Origin of the sequence: Rhodococcus sp. NPDC057529 (assembly GCF_042802055.1) — a bacterium.
Lineage (GTDB): Bacteria > Actinomycetota > Actinomycetes > Mycobacteriales > Mycobacteriaceae > Rhodococcus_F.
Genome location: NZ_JBHVEY010000018.1, coordinates 46,803 through 71,253 on the forward strand (window position 1 = coordinate 46,803; position 24,451 = coordinate 71,253).

24 protein-coding genes are annotated in these 24,451 nt (G+C 68.1%); 12 read left to right on the forward strand and 12 right to left on the reverse strand.

The genetic code is table 11. The features are described 5' to 3' along the window. Positions 1 to 30 precede the first annotated feature (30 nt). Together ACFU5V_RS30065 and ACFU5V_RS30070 are read right to left on the reverse strand one after the other, a co-directional pair. Complete coding sequence (locus ACFU5V_RS30065) at positions 31 to 708, reverse strand: L,D-transpeptidase (RefSeq protein ID WP_378431348.1); 678 nt, start codon at positions 706 to 708, stop codon at positions 31 to 33. A gap of 55 nt (positions 709 to 763) precedes the next feature. Further along, complete coding sequence (locus ACFU5V_RS30070) at positions 764 to 1,573, reverse strand: class I SAM-dependent methyltransferase (protein WP_378431347.1); 810 nt, start codon at positions 1,571 to 1,573, stop codon at positions 764 to 766. Positions 1,574 to 1,703: 130 nt separating this feature from the next. On the opposite strand from ACFU5V_RS30070, the gene ACFU5V_RS30075 reads away from it, so the two are divergent. Continuing rightward, positions 1,704 to 3,098, forward strand: a complete 1,395-nt coding sequence (locus tag ACFU5V_RS30075; RefSeq protein WP_378431346.1) for an acyl-CoA dehydrogenase family protein — start codon at positions 1,704 to 1,706, stop codon at positions 3,096 to 3,098. A 12-nt stretch (positions 3,099 to 3,110) separates the two neighbouring features. Here the strand turns inward: ACFU5V_RS30075 and ACFU5V_RS30080 are convergent, their stop codons facing one another. From ACFU5V_RS30080 to ACFU5V_RS30100, 5 genes are all read right to left on the reverse strand, one after another. Next, on the reverse strand, positions 3,111 to 3,461 hold the full coding sequence (locus ACFU5V_RS30080) for a hypothetical protein (protein WP_378703495.1): 351 nt from the start codon (positions 3,459 to 3,461) through the stop codon (positions 3,111 to 3,113). A gap of 25 nt (positions 3,462 to 3,486) precedes the next feature. After that, positions 3,487 to 4,056 carry a mismatch-specific DNA-glycosylase gene (locus ACFU5V_RS30085; RefSeq protein ID WP_378703497.1) on the reverse strand — a complete coding sequence of 190 codons (570 nt, stop codon included), beginning with the start codon at positions 4,054 to 4,056 and terminating at the stop codon, positions 3,487 to 3,489. Between the two features lie 65 nt (positions 4,057 to 4,121). After that, positions 4,122 to 5,111: an NAD-dependent epimerase/dehydratase family protein gene (locus ACFU5V_RS30090; protein ID WP_378431343.1), complete on the reverse strand. Its 990-nt coding sequence runs from the start codon at positions 5,109 to 5,111 to the stop codon at positions 4,122 to 4,124. A 6-nt stretch (positions 5,112 to 5,117) separates the two neighbouring features. Further along, positions 5,118 to 7,046: a molecular chaperone HtpG gene (gene htpG, locus ACFU5V_RS30095; RefSeq protein WP_378431342.1), complete on the reverse strand. Its 1,929-nt coding sequence runs from the start codon at positions 7,044 to 7,046 to the stop codon at positions 5,118 to 5,120. Positions 7,047 to 7,149: 103 nt separating this feature from the next. After that, positions 7,150 to 7,362, reverse strand: coding sequence for a DUF4287 domain-containing protein (locus ACFU5V_RS30100; RefSeq protein WP_087556750.1), 213 nt, complete (start codon positions 7,360 to 7,362; stop codon positions 7,150 to 7,152). Between the two features lie 240 nt (positions 7,363 to 7,602). Between ACFU5V_RS30100 and ACFU5V_RS30105 the strand changes: the two genes are divergently transcribed. Further along, complete coding sequence (locus ACFU5V_RS30105) at positions 7,603 to 9,258, forward strand: alkaline phosphatase D family protein (protein WP_378703499.1); 1,656 nt, start codon at positions 7,603 to 7,605, stop codon at positions 9,256 to 9,258. On the opposite strand, the gene ACFU5V_RS30110 is transcribed toward ACFU5V_RS30105, so the two are convergent. Next, positions 9,252 to 9,722, reverse strand: coding sequence for an SRPBCC family protein (locus tag ACFU5V_RS30110; RefSeq protein WP_072940624.1), 471 nt, complete (start codon positions 9,720 to 9,722; stop codon positions 9,252 to 9,254). The genes ACFU5V_RS30105 and ACFU5V_RS30110 overlap by 7 nt on opposite strands. Positions 9,723 to 9,853: 131 nt before the next feature. Here ACFU5V_RS30110 and ACFU5V_RS30115 point away from each other — a divergent pair, with 131 nt between their 5' ends. Then, on the forward strand, positions 9,854 to 11,887 hold the full coding sequence (locus ACFU5V_RS30115; protein ID WP_378703500.1) for an elongation factor G: 2,034 nt from the start codon (positions 9,854 to 9,856) through the stop codon (positions 11,885 to 11,887). Between the two features lie 123 nt (positions 11,888 to 12,010). Then, positions 12,011 to 12,382, forward strand: coding sequence for a hypothetical protein (locus tag ACFU5V_RS30120; RefSeq protein ID WP_378703501.1), 372 nt, complete (start codon positions 12,011 to 12,013; stop codon positions 12,380 to 12,382). A 7-nt stretch (positions 12,383 to 12,389) separates the two neighbouring features. Here ACFU5V_RS30120 and ACFU5V_RS30125 read toward each other — a convergent pair whose 3' ends face one another. Continuing rightward, positions 12,390 to 13,433 (reverse strand): LuxR C-terminal-related transcriptional regulator, encoded by a 1,044-nt coding sequence (locus ACFU5V_RS30125; RefSeq protein WP_378703502.1) that lies wholly within the window; start codon positions 13,431 to 13,433, stop codon positions 12,390 to 12,392. 86 nt (positions 13,434 to 13,519) lie between these two features. On the opposite strand from ACFU5V_RS30125, the gene ACFU5V_RS30130 reads away from it, so the two are divergent. The 3 genes from ACFU5V_RS30130 to ACFU5V_RS30140 all read left to right on the forward strand — a co-directional run bounded on the left by ACFU5V_RS30130 (position 13,520) and on the right by ACFU5V_RS30140 (position 15,326). Then, positions 13,520 to 13,987 (forward strand): hypothetical protein, encoded by a 468-nt coding sequence (locus tag ACFU5V_RS30130; protein ID WP_378434287.1) that lies wholly within the window; start codon positions 13,520 to 13,522, stop codon positions 13,985 to 13,987. Next, on the forward strand, positions 13,984 to 14,388 hold the full coding sequence (locus tag ACFU5V_RS30135) for a DUF1304 domain-containing protein (RefSeq protein WP_378703503.1): 405 nt from the start codon (positions 13,984 to 13,986) through the stop codon (positions 14,386 to 14,388). Before ACFU5V_RS30130 ends, ACFU5V_RS30135 begins: the two co-directional genes overlap by 4 nt. Positions 14,389 to 14,456: 68 nt before the next feature. Next, a complete protein-coding gene (locus ACFU5V_RS30140; RefSeq protein WP_378703504.1) occupies positions 14,457 to 15,326 on the forward strand; it encodes a cutinase family protein in 870 nt (289 codons plus the stop codon). Positions 15,327 to 15,329: 3 nt separating this feature from the next. On the opposite strand, the gene ACFU5V_RS30145 is transcribed toward ACFU5V_RS30140, so the two are convergent. After that, complete coding sequence (locus tag ACFU5V_RS30145) at positions 15,330 to 15,860, reverse strand: winged helix-turn-helix transcriptional regulator (protein ID WP_378703505.1); 531 nt, start codon at positions 15,858 to 15,860, stop codon at positions 15,330 to 15,332. Between the two features lie 61 nt (positions 15,861 to 15,921). Between ACFU5V_RS30145 and ACFU5V_RS30150 the strand changes: the two genes are divergently transcribed. Further along, positions 15,922 to 17,322 (forward strand): MFS transporter, encoded by a 1,401-nt coding sequence (locus tag ACFU5V_RS30150; RefSeq protein ID WP_378703506.1) that lies wholly within the window; start codon positions 15,922 to 15,924, stop codon positions 17,320 to 17,322. Here ACFU5V_RS30150 and ychF read toward each other — a convergent pair. Continuing rightward, positions 17,312 to 18,391: a redox-regulated ATPase YchF gene (ychF, locus tag ACFU5V_RS30155; protein ID WP_087556498.1), complete on the reverse strand. Its 1,080-nt coding sequence runs from the start codon at positions 18,389 to 18,391 to the stop codon at positions 17,312 to 17,314. The two genes, ACFU5V_RS30150 and ychF, sit on opposite strands and share 11 nt — an antisense overlap. 46 nt (positions 18,392 to 18,437) lie before the next feature. Next, entirely contained in the window at positions 18,438 to 18,848 is a 411-nt protein-coding gene (locus tag ACFU5V_RS30160) for a CD225/dispanin family protein (RefSeq protein ID WP_378434298.1), read from the reverse strand. 120 nt (positions 18,849 to 18,968) lie between these two features. Between ACFU5V_RS30160 and ACFU5V_RS30165 the strand changes: the two genes are divergently transcribed. The 4 genes from ACFU5V_RS30165 (at position 18,969) to ACFU5V_RS30180 (ending at position 24,449) form a co-directional block, all read left to right on the forward strand. Further along, positions 18,969 to 20,546, forward strand: a complete 1,578-nt coding sequence (locus ACFU5V_RS30165) for an FMN-binding glutamate synthase family protein (protein WP_378703508.1) — start codon at positions 18,969 to 18,971, stop codon at positions 20,544 to 20,546. A 126-nt stretch (positions 20,547 to 20,672) separates the two neighbouring features. Beyond that, the gene (locus tag ACFU5V_RS30170) at positions 20,673 to 22,976 is read left to right on the forward strand and encodes a carbon starvation CstA family protein (RefSeq protein WP_378434302.1); all 2,304 of its coding nucleotides are present in this window, start codon (positions 20,673 to 20,675) and stop codon (positions 22,974 to 22,976) included. Beyond that, positions 22,969 to 23,160, forward strand: a complete 192-nt coding sequence (locus tag ACFU5V_RS30175) for a YbdD/YjiX family protein (protein WP_378434324.1) — start codon at positions 22,969 to 22,971, stop codon at positions 23,158 to 23,160. The genes ACFU5V_RS30170 and ACFU5V_RS30175 overlap by 8 nt, the downstream gene beginning before the upstream one ends. 77 nt (positions 23,161 to 23,237) lie before the next feature. Then, the gene (locus tag ACFU5V_RS30180; RefSeq protein ID WP_378703509.1) at positions 23,238 to 24,449 is read left to right on the forward strand and encodes an AI-2E family transporter; all 1,212 of its coding nucleotides are present in this window, start codon (positions 23,238 to 23,240) and stop codon (positions 24,447 to 24,449) included. Positions 24,450 to 24,451 lie beyond the last annotated feature (2 nt).

Below are 24,451 nucleotides of genomic sequence, written 5' to 3' on the forward strand. Positions count from 1 at the left end.
GGTTAACGAGTCTCTGGACTCTTTAACCGCTCACGGGCGCGAAGCGCCTACGGCGATCTCGATCACCGGATTCTTCGCCGGATCGAGTCGGCCGAGGAGGGTCGTCAGCGTGTCGCGGTCGGTGGCAACGCACCCTTCGGTGGTGGTGCCGTCCGTGACGTGCAGGAACATCGCCGAGCCGAGGCCGGGGATGCGGGCGGCGTTGTAGCCGATCGCGAGCGCGTAGTCGTAGAGCGGTCCGGCCGAGTAGAGGTTCTCGCTGTTTCCGCCGGGGCTCGAATCCTGCCGGACGTGCGTGTTGTACGTCGGCGAGAGCGGATTCGAATCCCACCAGTCACGCCGATCCGCCTGGAAGTACGGCATCGCCGTCGCCGGTGCGGGCTGCCGGCCGAACGCCTGCGACAGCGGGAAGACACCGGCAGGCGTGCGGGTGGAGAATTCGCTCGCCGCACCGATTCCCTCTGCGCCGACGTCGGCGGGGACGGGACCCGCGAACACCTGCCACGTGCCGTCCGAGCCCCGCTCCCAGGCGGTCAGTTCGGCGCGCACCGACCCCGCCGACGGGGCGTAGACGGTAACCACCTGGTCCGAGTCTCCGGAGAAGACCGCTCGTTCCGGGGCCGCGGAGGCACCGGGGGCGAACACCAGCCCGATCAGAATCACCATCAGCCCCGGCAACCACAGTCGACCCACGCGCAACGTCGTCATGGGGCGAGTGTTCCATTCCCGGGCGCGGGTCGCGAGATTTTCGCTGCGCGCTGCACTACACCCGGCAGAGGATCTCGCTGTGCAGGAGCGCGAACCAGCCGTCGTTCTCCCGCACCCACGCACGCCAGCCGGCCGCGATGCGGTCGAGGTCCGCCTCGGTGGCGAGCCCCAGCGCGAGCGCCCGGTCCGCATAGGCCGATCGCAGCGAGCGGTCGGCCCACGACCCTCCCCACCACTCGCGATCCTCGTCGGACGCGAAACACCACGTGCTCGCCGTGTTCACGACGTCGCCGAGACCGGCCTCGTGCGCCCACGACCGCAGGCGACGACCGGCGTCGGGTTCACCGCCGTTCGCCCGCGCGACGGCCTTGTAGAGCGTCAGCCAGTCGTCGAGTTCGGGTGTCGGCGGATACCACGTGAACGTGCCGTAGTCCGCATCGCGGGCGGCAACGATTCCGCCGGGTCGACACACCCGCTTCATCTCGCGCAGAGCCTGCACCGGATCGCCGACGTGCTGCAGGACCTGATGCGCGTGCACCACGTCGAAGCTGTCGTCGGGGAAGTCGAGTGCGTGGACGTCCGATACGACGGTCTCGATATTCGCGATCCCGCGCTCGGTGAACTCGTTCCGCGCCAGCGAGAGCGCCTCGTCGTTCATCTCGACGGCGGTGACGACTCCGGGCGCGACGAGTTCCGCGAGGTCGGCGGTGATGGTGCCCGGCCCACACCCGACGTCGAGCAGTGTCATGCCTGTTCGCAGGCGCGGGAGTAGGTAGCCGGCGGAGTTCTCGGCGGTGCGCCATCGATGGTTTCGCAGCACCGATTCGTCGTGGCCGTGGGTGTAGACCGTCTCGTCGCCGTCCATGCCTCGACGCTAGCAACTCCGGTCAGATGATGAGATCACTATCCCATTCCTCAGGATTCTGCGATCCACAGCTCTCGCGGGCCGTGAGTGTTACGTTGTTGCACACCAACACGGCAACCGAGGGACCGCCATGACCTTCAGCCTCGCGCTCACCCCGGCGCAGAAGGACCTCGTCGAGCGGACGCACGCTTTCGCGGAGAACGTGATCCGGCCGGTGGCCGCCGAGCACGACCGCGCACAGGAGTTCCCCTGGGACGTCCTCGAGAAGGCCGCGGACGCGGGCTTCTACAGTCCGCTGTTCTATCGCGACCTGATCGGCGACCCGACCGGCCTGTCCCTCCCCCTGTTCATGGAGGAGCTGTTCTGGGGTTGCGCCGGAATCGGGCTTGCCATCGTGATGCCCGCGCTGGCGCTGTCGTCGATCGGGCAGGCCGCGACGCCGGAGCAGATGCTGCGCTGGGCACCCGAGTGCTTCGGCGAGCCCGGCAACCTTAAACTCGCCGCACTGTGCATCTCCGAACCCGAGGGCGGCAGCGACGTCCGCAATCTGCGGACCACCGCGACGCGCGACGGCGACGACTGGGTGATCGAGGGCCACAAGATGTGGATCGGCAACGGGGGCATCGCCGACGTGCACGTCGTGAACGCCACCGTCGACCCGGAGCTGGGGCATCGGGGGCAGGCGCTGTTCGTGGTTCCCGGCGGAAGCCCGGGCATCGAACTCGTCCGCAAGCTCGACAAGCTGGGCTGCCGTGCGTCGCACACGGCGGAGCTGAAGTTCCATCGGGTGCGGGTGCCCGCCGACCATCTGCTCGGCGGCGACGACAAACTGCAGCACCGCATGCGGAAGGCCCGTGAGGTGCAGGAGGAGGTGGCCACCGGCGCGCCGCGGCGGAAGTCGGCCACCCTCGGCACGTTCGAGCAGACCCGTCCGATGGTCGCGGCTCAGGCGCTGGGGATTGCCCGCGCCGCGCTCGAATACGCCACCGAGTACGCGAACCGGAGGGAGGCGTTCGGCGGTCCGATCATCGACAACCAGGGCATCGCGTTTCCGCTGGCCGACCTCGCGACCCAGATCGACGCCGCACGGCTACTGACGTGGCGGGCGTCGTGGATGGCGGCGGCAGGCGTGGAGTTCCGTCACGGCGAGGGCTCGATGGCGAAGCTCGCGGCGTCGGAGGTCGCCGTGAAAACCACCGAGCGGGCGCTGCAGACGATGGGCGGGTGGGGGTACATCAGCGACCATCCCGTCGAGAAGTGGTACCGGGACGCCAAGCTGTACACCATCTTCGAGGGCACCAGCGAGATTCAGCGGATGGTGATCGGGCGCGCACTGGGCGCCGCAGACGGCGCCCCGCCACTGCACTTCGATCAGCCGACCGAGGGATCCGCGTTCAACCGCCGGTTCGGCAGGGGCACGTCGGTGCGCACGAAGGCCGGCGAGTTCGCGATGTCTGTGAAGGACCGGATGCCCGAGTCCGCGCAGCGGTGGGCGATGAAGATCCTTGCCCCACCGAAGAAGTGAACGAGTGCGAAATCAGGTCCAGAGGGCGGCCACCAGCACGGTGACGATGCCCAGCCCACCGACGACGTGGACGAGGTTCGGGCGTTCCTGCCCTCGCTTCTGCTTGCCCCGGACGATCTCGGCGAGCGCGACCACCACGAGGGAGAGCAGAAGCTTCACGCCGATCTTGACGTGGTTGTAGTCCTTTTCCAGTGCGGCCTCTCCCAGCCCGACCAGGATCAGTCCCGTCACGAACTGGAGCCGCGCACCCCACACCATCACCTCGGAGATCCGCGGCGCCGCGAGCACCGCGAAATAGCCGCCGACGAGGGCGGCCATGCCGAGCAGGTGGCAGACGAACACGAGGTTGTAGACGACGGTCATCTCCGCAGCCTAGCGACCGGCCCGGTCAGCGCGAGACGATTCCGGCCTCGATCGCCGCCTCCCGGTACGACGCGGCGAGGGTAGCGACCGTTTCGTGGGCATTGAGCCCGCTGGGATTGGGCACCAGCCACAACTCCGCACCCTCGAGGGTGCGCGGCTGTTTGCCCTTCTTCGCGGCCCGCTCCCCGAATGCCGTGCGATAGGCGGTGATTCCGGCGACGGCGACCACCCGGGGAGCGGTATCGCGGACGACGCCGCGCAGCCGCTCTGCGCCGACGGCCAGTTCCGCACCGGTCAGCTCGTCGGCCTTGGCCGTGGCGCGTGGCGCCAGGTTGGTGATACCGACGCCCCGCTCGATCAGGTGATCGCGATCCGCGTCCGACATGCCCGCCGTCGGGTTGATCGGCCGCTCGATGATGCCGGCGCCCAGCAGAGCCGGATAGAAACGGTTGCCCGGACGTGCGAAATGCGCCCCGGTCGCGGCCGTCCACAGTCCCGGGTTGATGCCGACGAACAGCAGGCGGCAGCCCGGTCCGATGAGATCCGGAACCTCGGCGTCCCGGAACGACTCCAACTCGGCGCGCGTGAAGCTCACAGCCTGCCCGCCTCCGTATTCACAGCCGGCCCGCCTCCGTATTCACAGCCGGCCCGCCTCCGTATTCACAGTCGGCCCGCCTCCGTCAGCCCGGCGACGGTGTCGGCCAGGGTCTCCGCCGAATCGCGGTACTTCACCCCGAGTTCGGTTTCGCTCGGCCGGTCGTCCGTGTCGGGCATCCGCGTGTAGTACTCCATCGCGGCCTCCGAGATCGGGGTGTCGAAGGGGACGAACCGGTCGATCGCGTCGACCAGCCTGCCCACCAGGCGCAGCGCGGAGTCCGGCACCGGGTATACGCCCATCCGTCTGCCGGTGATCGTGGCCAGCATGTCGGCGATCCCGGCGATCGGGATCCGGGGACCTCCGAGCATGAACCGGCGGGCGCCGCTCCCCGACTGGAGGAGGGCGGCGTGCGCCGTGGCCACCTCACGCACGTCGACCATCGTCCATGCGGCGCTTCGCCCGGGCAGACCCCGCAGGTGGACGGCGGCCTCGACTGCCTGGGCGGCCTCGCCGAACTGGTTTCCCGCGGGCGGGCCGACGATCATGCCGGGGTAGGTGATCGCGATGGGTGCGCCGCCGGCCTGCAGGTCGCGCGCGTACTGCTCCACGCGCGCCTTGCTGCGGCCGTAGGCGTCGGAAGGTCCGCACACCGGGAGGCCGGGGGTGAGCAGCCGGGCCCCCGGCTGGAACAGGGCGGCGATGCTCGAGACGTAGACGATCGGATCGAGGCCGAGCTCGACCGCGGTTCCCAGCACGTTCTGCGCGCCGGCCAGGTTGGTCGCCAGCATCTCCTCCGCGCGCCGCGGGTCGACCGCGACCACGGCCGCGGCGTGGATGACGGCGTCGCAGCCGTCCAGCGCTCGGCGCACGGAGGCGGCGTCCGTGATGTCACCGACCACGTGATCGGACGTGTCGAGCCCGAGCGCCGCCGCACTGGTCACGAGGCGAGCAGGATCCCGCACGAGGAAGCGCACCCGGTGACCGGCGTCCACCGCCGCCTTCGCGCTCCACGCTCCGACGAAACCTGTTCCCCCCGTGACCAATACCAGCACGGGGTATTACACCGTCCTGGCGAGACGGTTAGCGAGCATGGTGGTGAACCGGGCCGGATCGTCGAGTTCGCCGCCCTCGGCCAGGAGCGCCATCCCGTAGAGGAGTTCCGCGGTCTCCCCCAGCGCCGGGTCCTCGTTGCGTTCGCCGTGCGCTTCGCGCAGCCCGGTGACGAGGGGGTGAGTGGGGTTCAGTTCGAGGATGCGCTTCGTGGTGGGGACGGGCTGCCCGGACGCCCGGTACATCCGCTCGAGTGCCGGAGACATGCTGAACGCGTCGCCGACGATGCAGGCCGGCGACGTGGTCAGCCGCGTCGACAGCCGCACCTCCTTGACCTGCTCGGTCAACGCGTCGGCCATCCAGGAGAGCAGGCCGGCGAAGTCCTTCTCCTGCTCCTCCCGCTCCGACTCGTGCGCCTTCTTGTCTTCCTCGGTGTCGAGATCGACCTCACCCTTGGCGATCGACTGGAACGACTTGCCGTCGAATTCCGGAACGGCGCCGACCCACATCTCGTCCACGGGATCGGTGAGCAGCAGCACCTCGAAGCCCTTCGCACGGAAGGCCTCCATGTGCGGGGAGCTCTCGAGCAGCTGCCGGGATTCGCCGGTCGCGTAGAAGATCTGCTCCTGACCGTCCTTCATCCGCGCCACGTAGTCCTCGAGCGAGGTCAGCTCCTCCTCGCTGTGGGTGGACGCGAACGACGAGATACCGAGCAGCGCATCCCGATTGTCGCTGTCCGACATCAGGCCTTCCTTGACCGCGCGGCCGAACTCCGCCCAGAACGTGCGGTAGTCGTCGGGCCGCTCGGCCTTCAGGTCCTTGATCGTGGTGAGGACCTTCTTGGTGAGCCTGCGGCGGATGGCGCGGATCTGCCGGTCCTGCTGCAGGATTTCACGGGAGACGTTGAGGGAGAGATCCTGAGCGTCGACCACACCCTTGACGAAGCGAAGGTATTCCGGCATCAGCTGGTCGCAGTCGTCCATGATGAAGACGCGCTTGACATACAGCTGCACACCCGTCTTCCCGTCCCGCATGAACAGGTCGAACGGCGCGTGGGACGGAATGAACAGCAGGGCCTGGAACTCGAATGTGCCCTCGGCCTTCATCGGGATGACCTCGAGCGGTTCGTCCCAGGCATGGGCGATGTGCTTGTAGAACTCCTTGTACTCGTCCTCGGAGACGTCGTCCTTCGAGCGGGCCCACAGCGCCTTCATCGAGTTGATCGTCTCGGACGTCGTGGTGACCTCGTCCTCGCCGTCGCCCTCCGCGGGGACCGTGCGCTCGACGTCCATCCGGATCGGCCACGCGATGAAGTCGGAGTACCGCTTGACGAGTTCCTTGATCTTCCGTTCCGACGTGTAGTCGTGCAGGTGATCCTCGGTGTCCTCCGGCTTGAGGTGCAGGGTGACGGAGCTGCCCTGCGGGGCGTCGTCGACGGCCTCGATCGTGTACGTGGCCTCGCCGCTCGACTCCCAGCGCGTGGCCTCGCTCTCGCCGGCCTTACGCGTCAGGAGGGTCACCTTGTCTGCGACCATGAACGTCGAGTAGAAGCCGATGCCGAACTGCCCGATCAGTTCCTCGGAGGCGGCGGCGTCCTTCGCTTCCCGCAACTTGCGGCGCAGGTCCGCGGTGCCGGATTTGGCCAGCGTGCCGATGAGGTCGACGACCTCCTCGTGAGACATGCCGATGCCGTTGTCGCGGACCGTGAGCGTGCGCTTGTCCGCGTCCACCTCGATCTCGATGTGCAGATCCGACGTGTCGACGTCGAGGTCCTTGTTGCGGAACGCTTCGAGCCGCAACTTGTCCAGCGCGTCCGAGGCGTTGGAGATGAGCTCCCGCAGGAACGAGTCCTTGTTGGAGTACACCGAGTGGATCATGAGGTCCAGGAGCTGGCGGGTCTCCGCCTGGAACTCCAGTTGTTCGATTTTCGTGCTCACTTCGATTCCCTTCGACAGCAGAACCCTCGACACCAGATTCGTCGGAATGATATCCCGCGGCAAAATTCCGGATTCATCGCGGCGAGCTACCGCTGGTGGCCCGTCAGCCGGCGGCGTCCTCCTTCAGAGTGTGCGCGACCAGCGCGTTGGCATGACCGTGGCCGAGTCCGTGCTCCGACTTCAGCCAGCTCACCAACTCCATGTGCTTGGTCAGCTCGGACGAGCGGATGAGCGTCTGCCACTCACTGATCGGCCGGCCGTACTTCTCCTCGATCGACGGGAAATACGACGCGGGACCCTTCACCGGTTCAGCCATGCGCGACACGCTACCGGCACCCGCCGACACATCCTGTCCGACAAGCATCTTCAGGAAGCGACACTCAGACGGAATGTGCCCATTCGGCGAGCTGCCGCGACACCTCCCGGTAGCCACGCTTCCCGCTCGAAACGGCGATGACCGATTTCGACGCAGAAGCCGCCTCGCAGTTGGCCCGGGATCCGTAGTCTGACCGTATGTACCGGTCACGCGCGAAGAGAATTCCGGCAGGGTGACAAAGTGGCGGAGCTGATTCTGGGACCGCTGCTCAGACATGTCGGCACGGGCGATGCGACGGTGTGGGTCGAGACGTCGGAGGCGTGCACCGTCCGGGTCCTCGGCCACGAGGAACGCACGTGGAACGTGTCGGGTCACCATTACGCGCTCGTCGTCGTGGACGATCTGGAACCGGGATCGACCACTCCGTACGACGTGACCCTCGACGGCCGTCCGGTGTGGCCGTTGCCGAATGCCGTCCCGTCGGTGATCCGCACGCTCCGCGAGGACGACGACGCCCTCGTCCTGACGTTCGGATCGTGCCGGTTCGCCACGATGTCCACGACGGAGGACAACCGGCACCTCGGCGCCGACGCCCTCGACGCGTACGCGGTGCGGATGGCCGGACAGTCCCCGGACCGGTGGCCGGACGCCCTGCTGCTGCTCGGGGACCAGGTGTATGCCGACGAACTCTCCCCCGAGACCGAGGCGCGGGTCGCCGAGATCCACGACGTGAAGGAGCCACCCGGCCCGCAGGTGCGCAACTTCGAGGAATACACCTGGCTGTACGCCGAATCGTGGTCTGACCCTCAGGTGCGCTGGCTGATGTCCACGGTGCCCACGTCGATGATCTTCGACGATCACGACGTGCGCGACGACTGGAACACGTCCGAGTCCTGGCGCGACGACGTCGAGGCGACGTCGTGGTGGGAGGAGCGCATCGTGGGCGCGTTGTCGTCGTACTGGGTCTATCAGCACCTGGGGAACCTGTCACCGAGCCTCCTCGCCGAAAACGATCTGTACCAACGTGTTCGGAAGCACGGCGGCGACGTCGAACCGATGCTCCGGGAGTTCGCGTCGGCCGCCGACGAGGAGGCGGACGGCGCGAAGGGCACGCAATGGTCGTATCGACGCGACCTCGGGGTCGCACGGCTGCTCGTCATCGACTCGCGGTGTGGGCGCATCCTCGCCGACGGCCGCCGCGAGATGGTGTCCGACCCGGAGTTCTCCTGGATCGAACGTCAGACCGAGGGCGACTACGACCACCTGCTCGTCGGGACGTCGCTTCCGTGGTTGCTGCCCCGTGCCCTCCACGACCTGGAGTCCTGGAACGAACGCCTCGCCGCCGGATCACGCGGCCCCCGGGTGGCGGCCTGGGCCGAGAAGATCCGGCGCGGGGCGGACCTGGAGCACTGGGCGGCGTTTCGTGACTCGTTCGACCGGCTCGCCCGGCTCCTCGCCGACGTCGGCAAGGGCCACCGGGCCGGGCCGCGTGGCCGCGCGCCGTCCACCATCTCGGTGCTGTCCGGCGACGTCCACCACGCCTACGCCGCGCAGGCCCACTACCCCGAACCGCTGCAGTCACTGGTCTATCAGCTGACGTGCTCACCCCTCCACAACTACGTCCCGGCGGCCATGAACGTGACGTTCCGGATCTCGTGGCGGCGCGCCACCGAGCGGACCGTGCGTTTCATCCTGGGCCGGGTGTCGCGGGTGCCACCGGTTCCCCTCGACTGGTCCAAGGTCGCCGGACCGTTCTTCGGTGATCAGGTGGCGACCCTCCACCTGAAGGGACGGTCGGCCCGCCTCGTGATGGAACAGGCCCGCAACGACAGCGACGGCACACCCCGGTTCAAGACCATGACCGACCTCGAACTGGCGACGGGAAAAGACTACTGACGCTGCTCGGCCGCCGCCTTCAACTGTGCGAGCCCCTTCTCGAAATCCTTACCCACCATCTTGTCCATCGGGAAGACGACTCCCACGATCCTGAAGAAGAGGTTGTTCTTCCCGGTCATCTGCCACCGGACGGTCGTGCCCGCGCCGTTCGGTTCGAGGAGGAACGTCGTGACGTTCTCCGCCTTGAACGGTTTGAGGAAGGTCAGGTCGAGCACGACCTTCGAGCCGGGGACCGACTCGGTGATCACCATTTGTCCCGAACCCGCCTTGCGGTTGCCCTCCCAGGCGTAGGAGGCGCCCACTCCCGAATCCGGGCCGGAGTACGTGCGCTTCAAGTCGGGATCGACGTCCTCCCACGGCGACCACGCCTGCCACTTCCGGAAGTCGTCGAGGAGGGGCTGAACGACGTCGGGGCTCGCATCGATGACGGTGGAACGTTCGACGAGGAACTCGGCCGAAGCCATGCGGTCTCCATTCGGTGTCGGGTGTGGCGGACCGAGGTCGCGACCACCTCTCACGTGGAAGATAACGCCTCGCCACCGGTCGCGCGCGCGGTATCGTCGGGAGCGACCCGTACGACATGGTGGGGGTAGCAGTGACGACCGAGACGGATCTGATCCGCAATATCGCCCTGGTGGGGCATCAGGGCAACGGGAAGACGACTCTCGCGGAGGCGATGCTCTTCCGCGCCGGTGTCGTCACGCGGCCCGGGCGTGTCGAGAGCGGCAACACCGTGCTCGACACCCAGCCGGAGGAACACGACCGCACCCAGTCGCTGACGCTCGGCCTCGCCTCGTTCTCCTGGAACGACTACCGGATCAACCTTCTCGACCCGCCGGGCTACGCCGATTTCGCCGGCGACGCGATGACGGCGCTCCGGGTCGCCGACGTCGCCGTGTTCGTGATCGACGGGGTCAGCGGTCTGCAGGTGAACGACGAACTGCTGTGGCAGGCGGCCACCGAGCGAGCCATCCCGCGCATCCTGTTCGTGAACAAGATGGACAAGGAGCGGGCGTCGTTCGACGTGGTCTTGGCCGGGATCCGCGACCATTTCGGGTCCGGCGTCGAACCGGTCGACCTGCCCGTCGGCGAGGCGTCCGCGTTCACGGGGGTCGCCGACCTCCTCACCGAGCACGTCATCCTCTACGACAGCGGGTCCGCGAACACGAGCGACGAACTGCCCGCCGACATCGCCGACCGCGAACACGAACAGCACGAGCATCTCGTGGAGGACGTGGTCGAGATCGAGGACGACCTGCTCTCGAAGTATCTCGACGGCGAAGAGATCTCCGTTCCCGAACTCGAGCACGCGCTCCGCGCGGGTTTCGCCGCGGGTTCGCTGTGGCCGGTGCTGTGCGGGTCGGCCGTCGATGCGATCGCCGTCGACCGGTTGCTCGACTTCGTGTGCCGGATCGCGCCGGCACCGTCGGAGGTCCCGGGCATCGAGGTCCGCGGTGACAGCGACCGGGTCGCCGAGGTGCGGTGCGATCCGTCCGGCGACCCGCTCGCGTACGTCTTCAAGACGCAGACCGACGAATACGTCGGGCAGGTGGCGTTGCTGAAGATCCTCTCCGGCTGCGTGCACGCGGACGATGTTCTCGTCAACCAGCGCACCGGCGCGAAGGAGCGCCTGCACAACCTTCTGCGCGTCCTCGGCAGCAAGCACACCCCGATCGACAGCGCGGAGGCCGGCGACATCGTCGGCGCCATCAAACTCACCGACGTCTCGACGGGCGACACCCTCGCGCCGATCGGCTCACCGCTCACCGTGCCCCCGATCGTGCACCGCCGACCCGTCTACGGGATCGCGGTGGCCGCCGAGAGCGCCGGCGACGAGGACAAACTCGCGACTGCCCTGGCCGAACTCGTCAGCGACGACCCGACGTTGGAGGTCACGCGCGACAGCGAAACCCACCAGACGGTGGTCCGGGGTGCCGGCGACGTGCACGTGCAGGTGGCGCTGACCCGGTTGAAGCGGCGGTACGGCATCACCCTCTTGACCGAACCGGTGAAGATCGCGTACCGCGAGACGTTGCTCGGCACCGTGGAGACGGAGGGCCGGCACAAGAAGCAGAGCGGCGGCCACGGCCAGTTCGGGGTGGCGACGGTCCGCTTCGAGCCGCTCCCCCGCGACGAGGGCTACGTGTTCGTCGACGAGACCCGCGGCGGAGTGATACCCAAGTCCCTCATTCCCGCGGTCGGCAAGGGGATCGCCGAATCGATGGGACGCGGAGGCAGGCACGGGTTTCCGCTCGTCGACCTGCGTGCCACCGTCCTCGACGGCAAGCATCACTCCGTCGACTCCGACGATTTCAGCTTCCGGATGGCGGGGGCGCTCGCCCTCCGTGCGGCCATCGACAAGGTGGGCACTCTCGTCCTCGAACCCGTCGACCACGTCGAGGTCACCGTGCCCTCGACGCTGCAGGGTGACGTGATGGCGGATCTCGGCCGGCGACGCGGCCAGATCGAGGGCACCGAACCGGCAGGGGACGGCGAGGTCACCGTCATCGCGTCGGTGCCGACGAGCGAGGTCACCGACTATCCGGTCGCCCTGCGCTCGATGACGCACGGGCGTGGCCGTCTCGCACTGAGTTTCAAGTGCTACCAGGAGCGGCCCGAACCGCGCTGACAGTGCCCTTCCAGCGTGTACGCAGCGTTCTCCCAGCTTCCCGCGGTGTAGTGGTGTCTCACTCACAGAGGAAGGGCATCGATCATGCGTTCACAATTGGTTCGCGGCATCGGTGGAGCGGCGATGGCAGTAGGTCTCGCATGTTCCGTCGTCGCGTGTAGTTCGGGCGAGTCTTCGTCCGGCACTTCGTCGACCGGCACTGCCGGCAGCGCCGTGCAGGGCGGCTCCGCCCCCGCGGCGATGAGCGACGAACTCCAGGCCTGCCTCGAGGATAACGGCGTGCCCGCACCGCCCGACCAGGCCGGCGGCGGGGCACCGGGCGGGGTGGCGCCGCCCAGCGGCGAAATGGCACCGCCGGAAGGCGGCGACGGTTCGGCCCCACCCCAGGGCGGCGCGCCGGACGCGTCGAGCGCTCCTCCCGGGGTCGACAGCGCGACGTGGGCGGCGGCGCAGGAAGCGTGTTCGTCACTGGCGACGGGCACCACCGGTTCGTGAGCCGCCGCTAGCTCTCACGACCGGCCCGCAGCCGCGCGGCGAGTTCCGCACGGCTGCGGACCCCAGCCTTCGCGTACACCGATTTCAGGTGGTCCTGGACGGTGTTCGCGGTGATGCCGCGACGGCGTGCGATCTCGGACGTCGTGTAGCCGGCCAGCACGTCGGCGCACACGTCACGCTCGCGTGCGGTCACCGCATACGCTGCGAGTAACAACCCGGTGAGCTCACCGCCGGCGGCGGGTTCGACGGTGACCACCGTCTGCGGTTCGTCGCCGCCGATCAAGGCCGTGGCGCGCACCAGAATCCAGCCGCCCTCCGCGTCGCGCACACGCGCCTTGAAGATCCCCGAACCGCTCGACCGTGCCCCGAACGTCGCGGCCCGCAACACCACGGTCAACCGGCCCGGGGCGACCTCGTCGAAGCGGTCCTGCCAGCAGCGGGCCGCGGCCGTGAGCGCAATCGGATCGCCGGCGGCGTCGGTGACCACCACTGCCGGACCCTGGTCGCCGTGACCAGTTATTGCCGGGGCGTGCACGGACGCAGCCCTCGTCGCGACCGCCAGGCCGGGAGCCACGAGTGTGAGGAACTCGAGCTCACGGTCGGTGAAATCCGGCCCGGACCGCACGAATCCGGCTGCGCCCCAGCACACACCGTCGACGCGGAACACGATCCGGACCTCGCTGCGGAGCCCCAGCGGCGCCCACACCGCGCCGTGGCGGAGGCTGTGCGCGACCTCGTCCGCGGGTAGGTCCGAGGCCCGCGCGACGGTCCGGCTGCTGCGGGCGAGTTCGGCGAATGTGGCCGGATCGTCGCCGTTGTACTCGGATTCGGCGAGCAGCGGTTCGTACTGCTGCGGTATCCGGTTGCGGCCGCTGGTCATCGAACTGATCGCGAGTGTCTCCGGGTCGAGCATCGCCCAGCACGTCAGGTCGGTGCGCACCGTCTCCCCGACCAGTTCGATGGCGCGCTCGTGCAGCTGCGTGACGCCGGCGCCCGATCCCGCGAACGCGAGCACCTCCCGGCGCAGCTTTTCCGCCCGGACCTCCAGCATGAACACAGTATGCGCTGGTCACCGGCACACCACCATCCCACATTCCTGGGATGGGTAGAGCGGTGCACCGGTCCTACCGTCGCAGTATGTCCACCCACGTTCACGTAATCAGAGCAGGCGACGGCAGGCGGTTCACCGCGCCGGACGCCGACATCACGGTCCTGGTCGGTGGCGATCACACCGGCGGAACATACGAAGTCTTCCTCGTCGAAGCGTCCCGGAGCGCACCGGACGGTCCACTGCACGCCGAGCCGTGGTCGAAGTCCTACCACATGCTGCGCGGCCGGATACTCGTCCAGGCCGGGGACATCGGGTACGAACTCGCGGCGGGGGAAACGGTCGCCATCGAGGCGGGAACGAGGAATACGTTCACGGTCCTCTCCGAGTCCGCCGACTTCCTCCTCGTCGCCGCCGGGGCGTCCCACGGCCGCCTCTTCGGTGAACTCGACGTGGTCGGCCGTGGCGGGCACTCGCCGGAGGTAGTGGCCCGACTGCTGCACGACGTCACCGAACGGTACGGCGTCGAACTCGCGACCGGGGCGGGTGCGCCGTGATCCTCGTCGCGCAGTTCGCCACTCTGATCGCCGCAGGCGTGCATCTGCTGGCGTTCGTGTGGGAATCGTTCCTGTTCCGTAAGCCGTCGGTGCACGAGGGCATCTTCCGCATACCCGGCAGCGACGTGCACGCCGCCCACCTGTGGGCGTTCAACGTCGGCTTCTACAACCTGTTCCTCGCCTCCGGCGTCATCGCCGGCGTCATCCTGTGGTGGGCCGGTCAGGACACGCCGGGTCGCACACTCGTCGTCTACACCTGCCTCTTCATGTTCCTCGCGGGCATCGCCCTGGCCGCGTCGGATCGCATGGCGCTGAGCCGGCAGCGCGGCGACGGCGTCGTCGGCGCACTGTCACAGAGCGGGCCACCGCTGGTGGCGCTGATCGCGCTGGCCATCGGGTGACAACCGTCGGCTGTCGATTGCCAGGAACTTCTCAGGGTCGACCGATCGAATCCTTATCGTCCGTCGGCATGATGGACGTCATGCCCCAGGTGACCGTTCTCGCCGTCGGTGGTACCGGAGAGTCGCACCCCGATGACCACCGGCGCCACGTCTCCGGGCTATTGCGTGAGGTCACCGATGCCCTCGACGACCGGTTCGCGTGTCGGTGGGTGGGCTATCCGGCGTCGTACGGGCCGGTCGCCGCGGGCGGACTCAGCTACCGGCAGAGCACCGAGGTCGGCGTCCGCCGGTTGATCGACGCGATGGACGACGTTCCCGGTCCGGTCATGCTGATCGGGTACTCGCAGGGATGCACGGTGATCCGTGAGGTGCTCGGGCAGATCGCCACCGGCCCACGGCACGCAGGCAACCTCGCCGCCGTGGGTCTCGTCTCCGACCCCGAACAACCGGCGGGAGTGGTACCGGGATGCCGCGGGCGCGGAGTCGCGGGCGTCGGCGCCCCGATCCCCGAGTCGGTCCCGGTCCAGTGGATCGCACACCCGGACGACATGATCTGCAATGCCAGCGAGGACAGCTATGTCCGCGACATCGCGGACCTCACCCGGTGGATGTCGTTCCGCGCGCTGCGGACGTGGCTCGCGCAGACGTGGGAACTGATCCGCAGCAACAGCTTCCAGAATGCGGGAAAGACACGGATCAGCCCACGGCAGTGGCGCACCGACCTCCGCCGGCTGCGGACCGCGATGATCGAGGTGCTCGGCTACTTGCCGCCGCGCCTCGCCTGGCGCGGTGTGCGCGTCGTCAACGCGCGGGGCGGGCGGCACATCGCCTACGCCAGCGAACCACTCGACGCGAGCGGGCTCACCGGATGTCAGATCCTCGCCCAGTGGCTGCAGGTTCGGGCGACGTTCGAACCGCCCCTGCGCGTCGCCGCGTGACGGTCAGGCATCGCCGCGTGACCGCAGCGGGGTGAGCATTCTGCGGGGTTCCCGCAGGGCCACGGCGACGGCGTCGCTGCGAGGGTGGACTGCCTCCCCCGGCCCGGGGGCGACCACGAGGTCTTCCGGTCCCGGGATCGTGCCGCAGTCGGGGCACCGGCCGAATCGGTCGAGTTGTGTCCCGCATTCGGCGTGTGAGAACACCCGGCCGGGGTAACTGCCGGGCGACACGTACTGTTCGCCCCATTGAGAGAGCGCATAGATGCTCGGCCACAGCGCCTTTCCGGCCTCGGTGAGCTCGTATTCGGGATGGCCACCGTCGGCGACGCGGACGAGGACACCGGCGTCGACGAGAGCGCCCAGCCGATCCGTCAGGACCGCGCGGGAGATGTCGAGATGGGCGAGCAGATCACTGAAGCGGCGGACGCCGTAGAAGCAATCGCGCAGCACGAGCATCGTCCACCGCTCGCCCACCACTTCGAGCGCGCGGGCGAGGTTGCAGTTCTGCTGCGAGTACCCGGTTCCCAGTGCCATTCCCCCATGCTAACCCAACTCGGTCTTGTCACCAGACCAAAATAGTTCTAAGTTCAGTCTTGTGAACAGACCAACTGCGGTTGCCCCACCCGCCCGCACGCTCGCACCCCGCCCGGGAACGACGCTGTCCGTCGCGTCGCTCGGCACGTTCGTCGCCCTGATCGCGTTCTGCGCCCCACTCGGCAACATGCCCACCGTCGCCGCGGCGCTGTCGGCAGGCCCCGCGGCGCAGACGTGGATTCTCAGTTCGATGAGCGTCGGCCTGGCCGCGGTCCTGCTGACCGCGGGCGCACTCGCCGACGACTACGGCCGGCGTCGGGTGTTCCACTGGGGCGCTTGGCTTCTCGCGCTGGGCGCGGTGGTCGGTGCGGTCAGTCAGGAACCCGTCCTGTTCATCGTCGGGCGACTGATCCAAGGGGTGGCAGGCGCAGCGCTCATCGCGGCCAGCCTCGGCGCCGTCGCCCACGCCTTCGCCACTCCGACGGCACGCGCGACGGCGAGCGGGATCTGGGGCGCGAGCGTCGGCGCAGGCATCGCGGTCGGTCCCGTGCTCGCAGGACTCCTCGACCTCGCCGGATGGTGGCGCGGCCTGTACTGGGCACTCGCGGTCGCGTCGCTCGCGATCGGACAGGTCGCGACGCGCGCGCTGGCGGAGTCACGGTCCGCCGTCCCGAAGCGGATCGACGTCCCGGGTGCGGTCACACTCTGCGCCGCGATGGTGCTGGTCCTCGTCGCACTCGTCGAGGGCAGGCAGGGCAACACTCCCGCCACCGTCATCTGCGGTGTCGGCGCCGCCGCGTTCACCCTCGCGTTCGTCGGCGTCGAGCGGCGGCGCCCGTTCCCGATGCTCGACCTCGCCCTGTTCCGCAGGCGCGACTTCCTCGCCGCCACCATCGCCGCCCTCGCCACCGGGGAAGGCATCATCGGCCTGATGTCGTTCGCCTGCACGTTCCTGGTCAAGACGATGCACGTCAGCACCCTCACCGCAGCCGGGGTGATCGCACTGTGGTCGGGCACGAGCGTCGCGGCGGCACTGCTGGCGCGGAAACTCCCGGCGCGACTCGCCGGGACCCCGCAACTCGTCATCGGACTCGCCGGCGTCGGCGTCGCCATGCTCACGATGACGGGCCTGTCCCCCGCCTCGTCCCCGCTGCGCCTCGTCCCAGGCCTACTGCTCGCCGGCATCGCCAGCGGCCTGCTCAACGCCGGACTCGGCCGCCAAGCCGTCGCCAGCGTCCCCGCCGACCAGGGCGGACTCGGCAGCGGCGCCAACAACACCGCCCGCTACCTCGGCTCCTCCATCGGCGTCACCGTCGTCAGCATCATCGCCCTCGACCCCGCAGGCACCATCGACGGCATGGTGACCGGATGGAACTACGCCGCCGTCACCACCGGGCTGATCTCCCTCGTCGGCGCAGGAGTCGTCGCACTCCTCGTGCGGGGAGAGGCGGTCAGACGTTGAAGCGGAACTCCACCACGTCGCCGTCGGCCATCGTGTAGTCCTTGCCCTCCATGCGGACCTTGCCTGCGGCCTTGGCGGCGGCCATGGATCCGGCGGCAACGAGGTCGTCGAAGGAGACGATTTCGGCCTTGATGAAGCCGCGCTCGAAGTCGGTGTGGATGACGCCGGCGGCCTGCGGGGCCGTGTCGCCCTTGTGGATGGTCCAGGCGCGGGATTCCTTGGGACCTGCGGTGAGGTAGGTCTGCAGGCCGAGGGTGTGGAAGCCGGTGCGGGCGAGGGCGTGCAGGCCGGGCTCGGACTGGCCGATGGAGTCGAGCATCTCCTGCCGGTCCTCTTCGTCCAGTTCGAGGAGTTCCTGCTCGACCTTGGCGTCGAGGAACACGGCGTCGGCGGGGGCGACGGAGGCGCGCAGTTCGGCGACCTTCGCTTCGTCGGTGAGCACGGCCTCGTCGGCGTTGAACACGTACAGGAACGGCTTGGTGGTGAGCAGGCTCAGCTCGCGCAGCAGCGCGAAGTCCAGCTTGTCCTTCGCGCTGAACAGGGTCTTGCCGGAGTCGAGGACTTCCTGCGCCTTCAGCGCCTCCTCGTGGATGGGCTTGAGCTCCTTGTTCTTCTTCGCTTCCTTCTCCAGGCGCGGCAGGGCCTTCTCCAGCGTCTGCATGTCGGCGATGACGAGCTCGGTCTCGATCACCTCGATGTCGGATGCCGGGTCGACGCGGCCGTCGACGTGCACGACGTCGTCGTCGTGGAACACACGAACCACCTGGCAGATGGCGTCGGCCTCGCGGATGTTGGCGAGGAACTTGTTGCCGAGGCCGGCGCCCTCGGAGGCGCCCTTGACGATGCCGGCGATGTCGACGAACGACACCGTGGCGGGCAGAATGCGCTCGGAACCGAAGATCCGGGCGAGCTCGGACAGCCGCGGGTCGGGCAGTTCGACCAGGCCGACGTTGGGTTCGATGGTCGCGAACGGGTAGTTCGCGGCCAGCACGTCGTTGTTGGTCAGCGCGTTGAACAAGGTGGACTTGCCGACGTTGGGCAGTCCGACGATTCCGAGGGTAAGGCTCACGGTCGTTGGATTCTACGGCGTCGGCGCCGGATCAACGACCACGCCCTCACCAGCTGTTGGTATTGCTGTTCGCGACGAGGGCGATGATCAGGATCGCGTACCCGATGACGAAGACGACGATCAGCGCCACCCAGATCCACAGGGCGATCTTGCCGAGCGACTTGGCGCGGTCGGACGCGTACTGGGCGCCCTGGTAGTCGCCCATCGCCCACTTCGGGTAGACGTCGTGAACGTGGTTGAACGCGGCGAACGCGAGCGGCCAGAAGAAGAGGACGGCGGCCACCGCCCACCCGGCGTTCGACGGAGGCAGCGGCGGCGGCCCGTACTGTCCCGGGTAGGGCTGCGACTGCGGCTGTTGCTGCTGCGTCGGGTACTGGTAGCCATAGGCACCCGTGTCGCCCTGCTTCGGCGGCACCGGATTGCTCGACGATTCCGGATTGATCGGTGACTCCGTCATGACATCCCCCTGTCGTGGCAGCTGACCTCGTGCCTCCACTATCCCACCCGTCTCCCCATGTGAGTGGGAAAGTGCGCCGGAGTACGCGTCGGCACTCACGTGAGGTTCTAGTCTCAGCACGTGACCCGATGGTTGATCGTCCTCGCGATAGGGATCCTCGGCCTGGGCGCTCTCGCCCTGACCGTCGCTGTGGCCACGGGATGGTGGTTCGCCGCCCTCCTCCTGCTCGCGACTGCCGCCCTGGGAACGTGGGACCTGCTGCAACGGCGGCACAGCGTTCTGCGGAACTACCCGGTGCTGGGACATGCGCGGTTCCTGCTCGAGAAGATCCGCCCCGAGATCCAGCAGTACTTCATCGAATCGTCCACGGATGGAACACCCTTCGACCGCGACACCCGCGACCTCGTCTACGAGCGCGCCAAGGGCACGCTCGCCGAGGAGCCGTTCGGCACCGAACGGGACGTCCACGCCGTCGGCTACGAGTTCATGGTCCATTCGCTGCGCGCACGGATGGCCCCGCCCGAACCGCCGACGGTCCGCCTCGGCGGACCGGACTGCGAACAGCCGTACGACATAGCGCTTCTCAACGTGTCGGCGATGAGCTTCGGCTCGCTCTCGGCCAACGCCATCGAAGCCCTCAACGCCGGGGCCGCGCGGGGCGGGTTCGCACACGACACCGGCGAGGGCGCGATCAGCCCCTACCACCGCAAGCACGGCGGCGACCTGATCTGGGAGATCGTGTCCGGCTACTTCGGCTGCCGGACGGAGGACGGCGGGTTCGACCCCGCCAAGTTCGCCGAACACGCGGCACTCGACCAGGTGAAGGCGATCTCCATCAAACTGTCGCAGGGCGCGAAGCCCGGACTGGGCGGGGTGCTGCCCGGAGCGAAGGTGTCGCGGGAGATCGCCGAGACGCGCGGCGTGCCGGTCGGAAAAACGGTGATCTCCCCGCCCGCGCACACCGCGTTCTCCACCCCGAACGAGCTCATCGACTTCATCGTCACCCTCCGGAAGCTCTCCGGCGGCAAACCCGTCGGGTTCAAACTGTGCGTCGGATCGCGCATCGAGTTCCTCGGAATCTGCAAGGCGATGCTCGAACGCGACGTCACCCCGGACTTCGTGATCGTCGACGGCTCCGAGGGCGGAACCGGTGCGGGTCCAGTGGAATTCGAGGACAACATGGGCATGCCGCTCACCGAGGGGCTGATGCTGGTGCACAACGCGCTCACCGGCACCGGCCTGCGGGACCGTGTCAAGATCGGCGCGTCCGGCAAGGTCGCCAGCGCATCCGACATCGTCAAACGGATCATCCAGGGCGCCGATTTCACCCTGGCGGCCCGCGCGATGATGTTCGCCGTCGGGTGCATCCAGGCGCAGATGTGCCACACCAACCGCTGCCCCGTCGGGGTCACCACCCAGGACCCGGCGCGGACCCGCGCACTCGACGTCCCCGACAAGGCGGCCAGGGTGTTCCGGTTCCAGAAGTCGACGGTGGCAGGCGCCCGGCAGATGGTGGCGTCGATGGGTCTCGACAGCTTCGACCAACTGACACCGGCGATGCTCAATCGGCGGATCGACGGCGTCACCACCCGCACCTACGCGGAACTGTACGAGTGGCTGATGCCCGGCGAGTTGCTCGAGGACCCGCCGTCGGATTGGCTCACCGACTGGATCGATGCCGACTCGACGCGCTTCTGACGTCGTTTTTTCGTCGAACTGAACGTCGGCGCAATAGGGTGACGGGGGCCACAAAAGATGTGGCACCTGTCGACGGCGTCGCCCCTGGCACACAATGACGACGGGGACGCCGGGAAGGAGTTCGCGATGGCCCTGAGAGCCGCCCCCGAATCCGAGGTCGAGTACCTGAGAACGGATCCGGATCTGCCGCCGGTCGGCGTCGTGGACCGCACCCCGATCTCACCGGCGGCGCGGATCACGTTCGCCGTCCTCGGTCTTCTCGGCGGCATCGCCTGGGTGATGATCGCGTTCGTTCGCGGCGAGAACATCAACGCCGTCTGGTTCGTCGTGGCCGCCGTCTGCACCTACCTCATCGCCTACCGCTTCTACGCGCGGTTCATCGAGCGCAAACTCGTCCAACCCCGCGACGACCGGGCGACCCCCGCCGAGATCCTCGAGAACGGGAAGGACTACATGCCGACGGATCGGCGGGTGCTGTTCGGGCACCACTTCGCCGCCATCGCCGGCGCAGGGCCCCTCGTCGGCCCCGTCCTCGCCGCCCAGATGGGTTACCTGCCCGGCACGCTGTGGATCATCATCGGCGTCGTCTTCGCCGGAGCCGTCCAGGACTTCCTCGTCCTGTGGATCTCGACTAAACGCCGCGGCCGCAGCCTCGGCCAGATGGCCCGCGACGAACTCGGCGTCGTCGGTGGCATCGCCGCCATGATCGGCGTCTTCGTCATCATGATCATCCTCATCGCGGTGCTCGCCCTCGTCGTCGTCAACGCGCTCGCGGAAAGCCCGTGGGGTGTCTTCTCGATCGCCATGACCATCCCGATCGCCCTCTTCATGGGCGTCTACCTGCGGTACCTGCGCCCGGGCAAGGTCGCGGAGGTGTCGCTGATCGGCGTCGTGCTGCTGCTCCTCGCCATCGTCTCCGGCGGCTGGGTGGCCGACACCGGATGGGGCGCCGACTGGTTCACGCTGTCGAAGGTGACCATCGCCTGGCTGATGATCGCCTACGGTTTCGCCGCCTCCGTCCTGCCCGTGTGGCTGCTCCTCGCCCCGCGCGACTACCTGTCGACGTTCATGAAGATCGGCACGATCGTCCTGCTGGCCATCGGCATCCTGGTCGCGCAGCCCGCCATCAAGATGCCCGACGTCACGACGTTCGCGATCCAGGGCAACGGCCCCGCCTTCGCGGGTTCGCTGTTCCCGTTCCTGTTCATCACGATCGCGTGCGGCGCGCTGTCCGGCTTCCACGCCCTCATCTCCTCCGGCACGACGCCCAAACTGCTGGCGAAGGAAAAGCAGATGCGTCTGATCGGCTACGGCGGCATGCTCACCGAGTCGTTCGTCGCGATCATGGCGCTCGTCACCGCGTGCATCATCGACCAGCACCTGTACTTCGCGCTCAACGCGCCGGCCACCCTCACCGGCGGAACCCCCGAGACGGCCGCGACGTATGTGAACAGCCTCGGACTCTCCAGCCCGAACATCTCCGCGGACACCCTCGCGCAGGCCGCGGCGGGCGTCGACGAGGAGTCGATCATCTCGCGCACCGGCGGTGCCCCGACGCTCGCGTTCGGCATGTCGGAGGTGCTCAGCCAGTTCCTCGGCGGCGCTGCCCTCAAATCGTTCTGGTATCACTTCGCGATCATGTTCGAGGCGCTGTTCATCCTCACCACCGTCGACGCCGGCACCCGGGTCGCCCGATTCATGCTGTCGGACTCGCTCGGCAACTTCGGCGGACCTGCCCGCAAGTTCAAGGATCCGTCGTGGCGGATCGGCGCGTGGGTGTGCTCGCTCGCCGTCGTCGGACTGTGGGGTGCCATCCTCCTGATGGGCGTCACCGACCCGCTCGGCGGCATCAACACCCTGTTCCCGCTGTTCGGCATCGCGAACCAGTTGCTCGCCGCGATCGCGCTGACGGTGGTCCTCGCCATCGTCATGAAGAAGGGCCTGTTCAAGTGGGCCTGGATTCCCGGTGTCCCCCTCGTGTGGGACCTGATCGTCACCATGACCGCGTCGTGGCAGAAGATCTTCTCCGGCAACACCTCCGTCGGCTACTGGTCCCAGCACGCCGCGTTCAAGGAGGCGAAGGAAGCGGGCAAGACGAGCTTCGGATCCGCCAAGACCCCCGAGGCCATCGACGCCGTCATCCGCAACACGTTCATCCAGGGCACCCTGTCGATCGTGTTCGCCGGCCTCGTCCTCGTCGTCGTGGTGGCCGGAGCGCTCGTGTGCCTCAAGGCGTTCCGGGCCGGTGGACTGCCGACCACCGAGGCACCCGAGGAACCGTCGAAGATCTTCGCGCCGGCCGGGTTCGTCACCACCGCCGCCGAGAAGGAACTCGACAAGGAATGGAACGAACTCATCGCCTCCGGCGCGGTCCGCGCACCGGGCGCGGCCCACACCCACACGGACAGGGCGCACCATCATGATGAATAGGGTTGCGGGGGCCGTCCGGACCGCCTGGTGGTGGACGGGGGCGCTGATGGGCGACCACGACTACAGCAGGTACGTCGAGCACCTTCGCCGCCACCATCCGGACGCCGAGGTGCCGAGCGAGCGGGAGTACTGGCGAGCGCGCTACGCGGACGCCGACGCCAACCCGGGCGCCCGCTGCTGCTGACCTCACCGTGCCGTCCCGGCGTTCCCCAGTACTGTCAGTACTGATCGGCTGAGCAGACACGGCAGGGAGGACCATCTGTGACGGAGAAGCAAGCCCCGGCACCGTCCGGGAGCGCGGTCACGAAACCGGACCGCGGACACCTCATCGGGGTGGGTGCGATGTGGCTGGCCAAGTGGTCGCTGGTCCTCGTGGCAATCTCGCTGGGCGCGTTGCTGTTCGGATGGATCATCGAGAAGCTGTGGGTGATCGTCCTCCCGGTGCTGCTGGCCGTCGTGGTGTCCACCGTGCTGTGGCCGCCGACGCGGGCGATGACGAAGCGGCGCATCCCCCCGGCGGCGGCCGCCGCGACGACGCTCGTTCTGTTCATCGCCGTCGTCGCCGGGATCATCGCCGGCATCGTGCCGTCTGTCGTCAGGCAGGCCCCCGAGCTGGCCAACAAGGCCACCCAGGGCATCAACCAGGTGCAGGACTGGCTGAAGGGTCCGCCGATCAACCTGCAGGACGATCAGATCGACCAGGGCATCCACACGATCATCGTGAAGGTCCAGGAGAGTGGAACGGTCATCGCGTCCGGCGTGTTCACCGGTGTCAGCACCGCCAGCTCGCTGCTGATCACGCTCGGCCTGGTACTGGTGCTGTCGTTCTTCTTCATCAAGGACGGCCCCCGGTTCATCCCGTGGCTGCATTCCGTCAGCGGCGGCCGCGCGGGCCGTCACCTCGAAGAGGTACTGGGCCGCATGTGGGACACACTCGGCGGGTTCATCCGCACCCAGGCACTGGTCAGCCTCATCGACGCCGTCTTCATCGGCGCCGGACTGGTGATTCTCGGCGTGCCGCTCGCACCGGTCCTCGCGATCCTGACATTCATCGGTGGCTTCATCCCGATCGTCGGTGCGTTCGTCGCCGGCGCACTCGCCGTGCTGGTCGCGCTGGTCGCCAACGGTCTGACCACTGCGGTGATCGTGCTGATCATCATCCTCGTGGTGCAGCAGATCGAGGGCAATGTGCTGCAGCCGGTACTCCAGAGCAAGAGCATGAAACTGCACGCCGTCGTGGTGCTGCTCGCCGTCACCGCCGGTGGCTCCGTGTTCGGGATCGTCGGAGCCTTCCTCGCGGTGCCCGCCGCCGCCGTCGCCGCCGTGGTGGTGCGCTATATCGGTGAGCAGATCGACGAGCACAGCGCCGAAAGCAACATCCCCGACGCCGTCGCCGCGAACGAAGACCTCGACGACGCCGAACGGGAGGGCGTCACCGTCGACGAGACCGCCGTCGCGTCCAAGCCGGACTGACC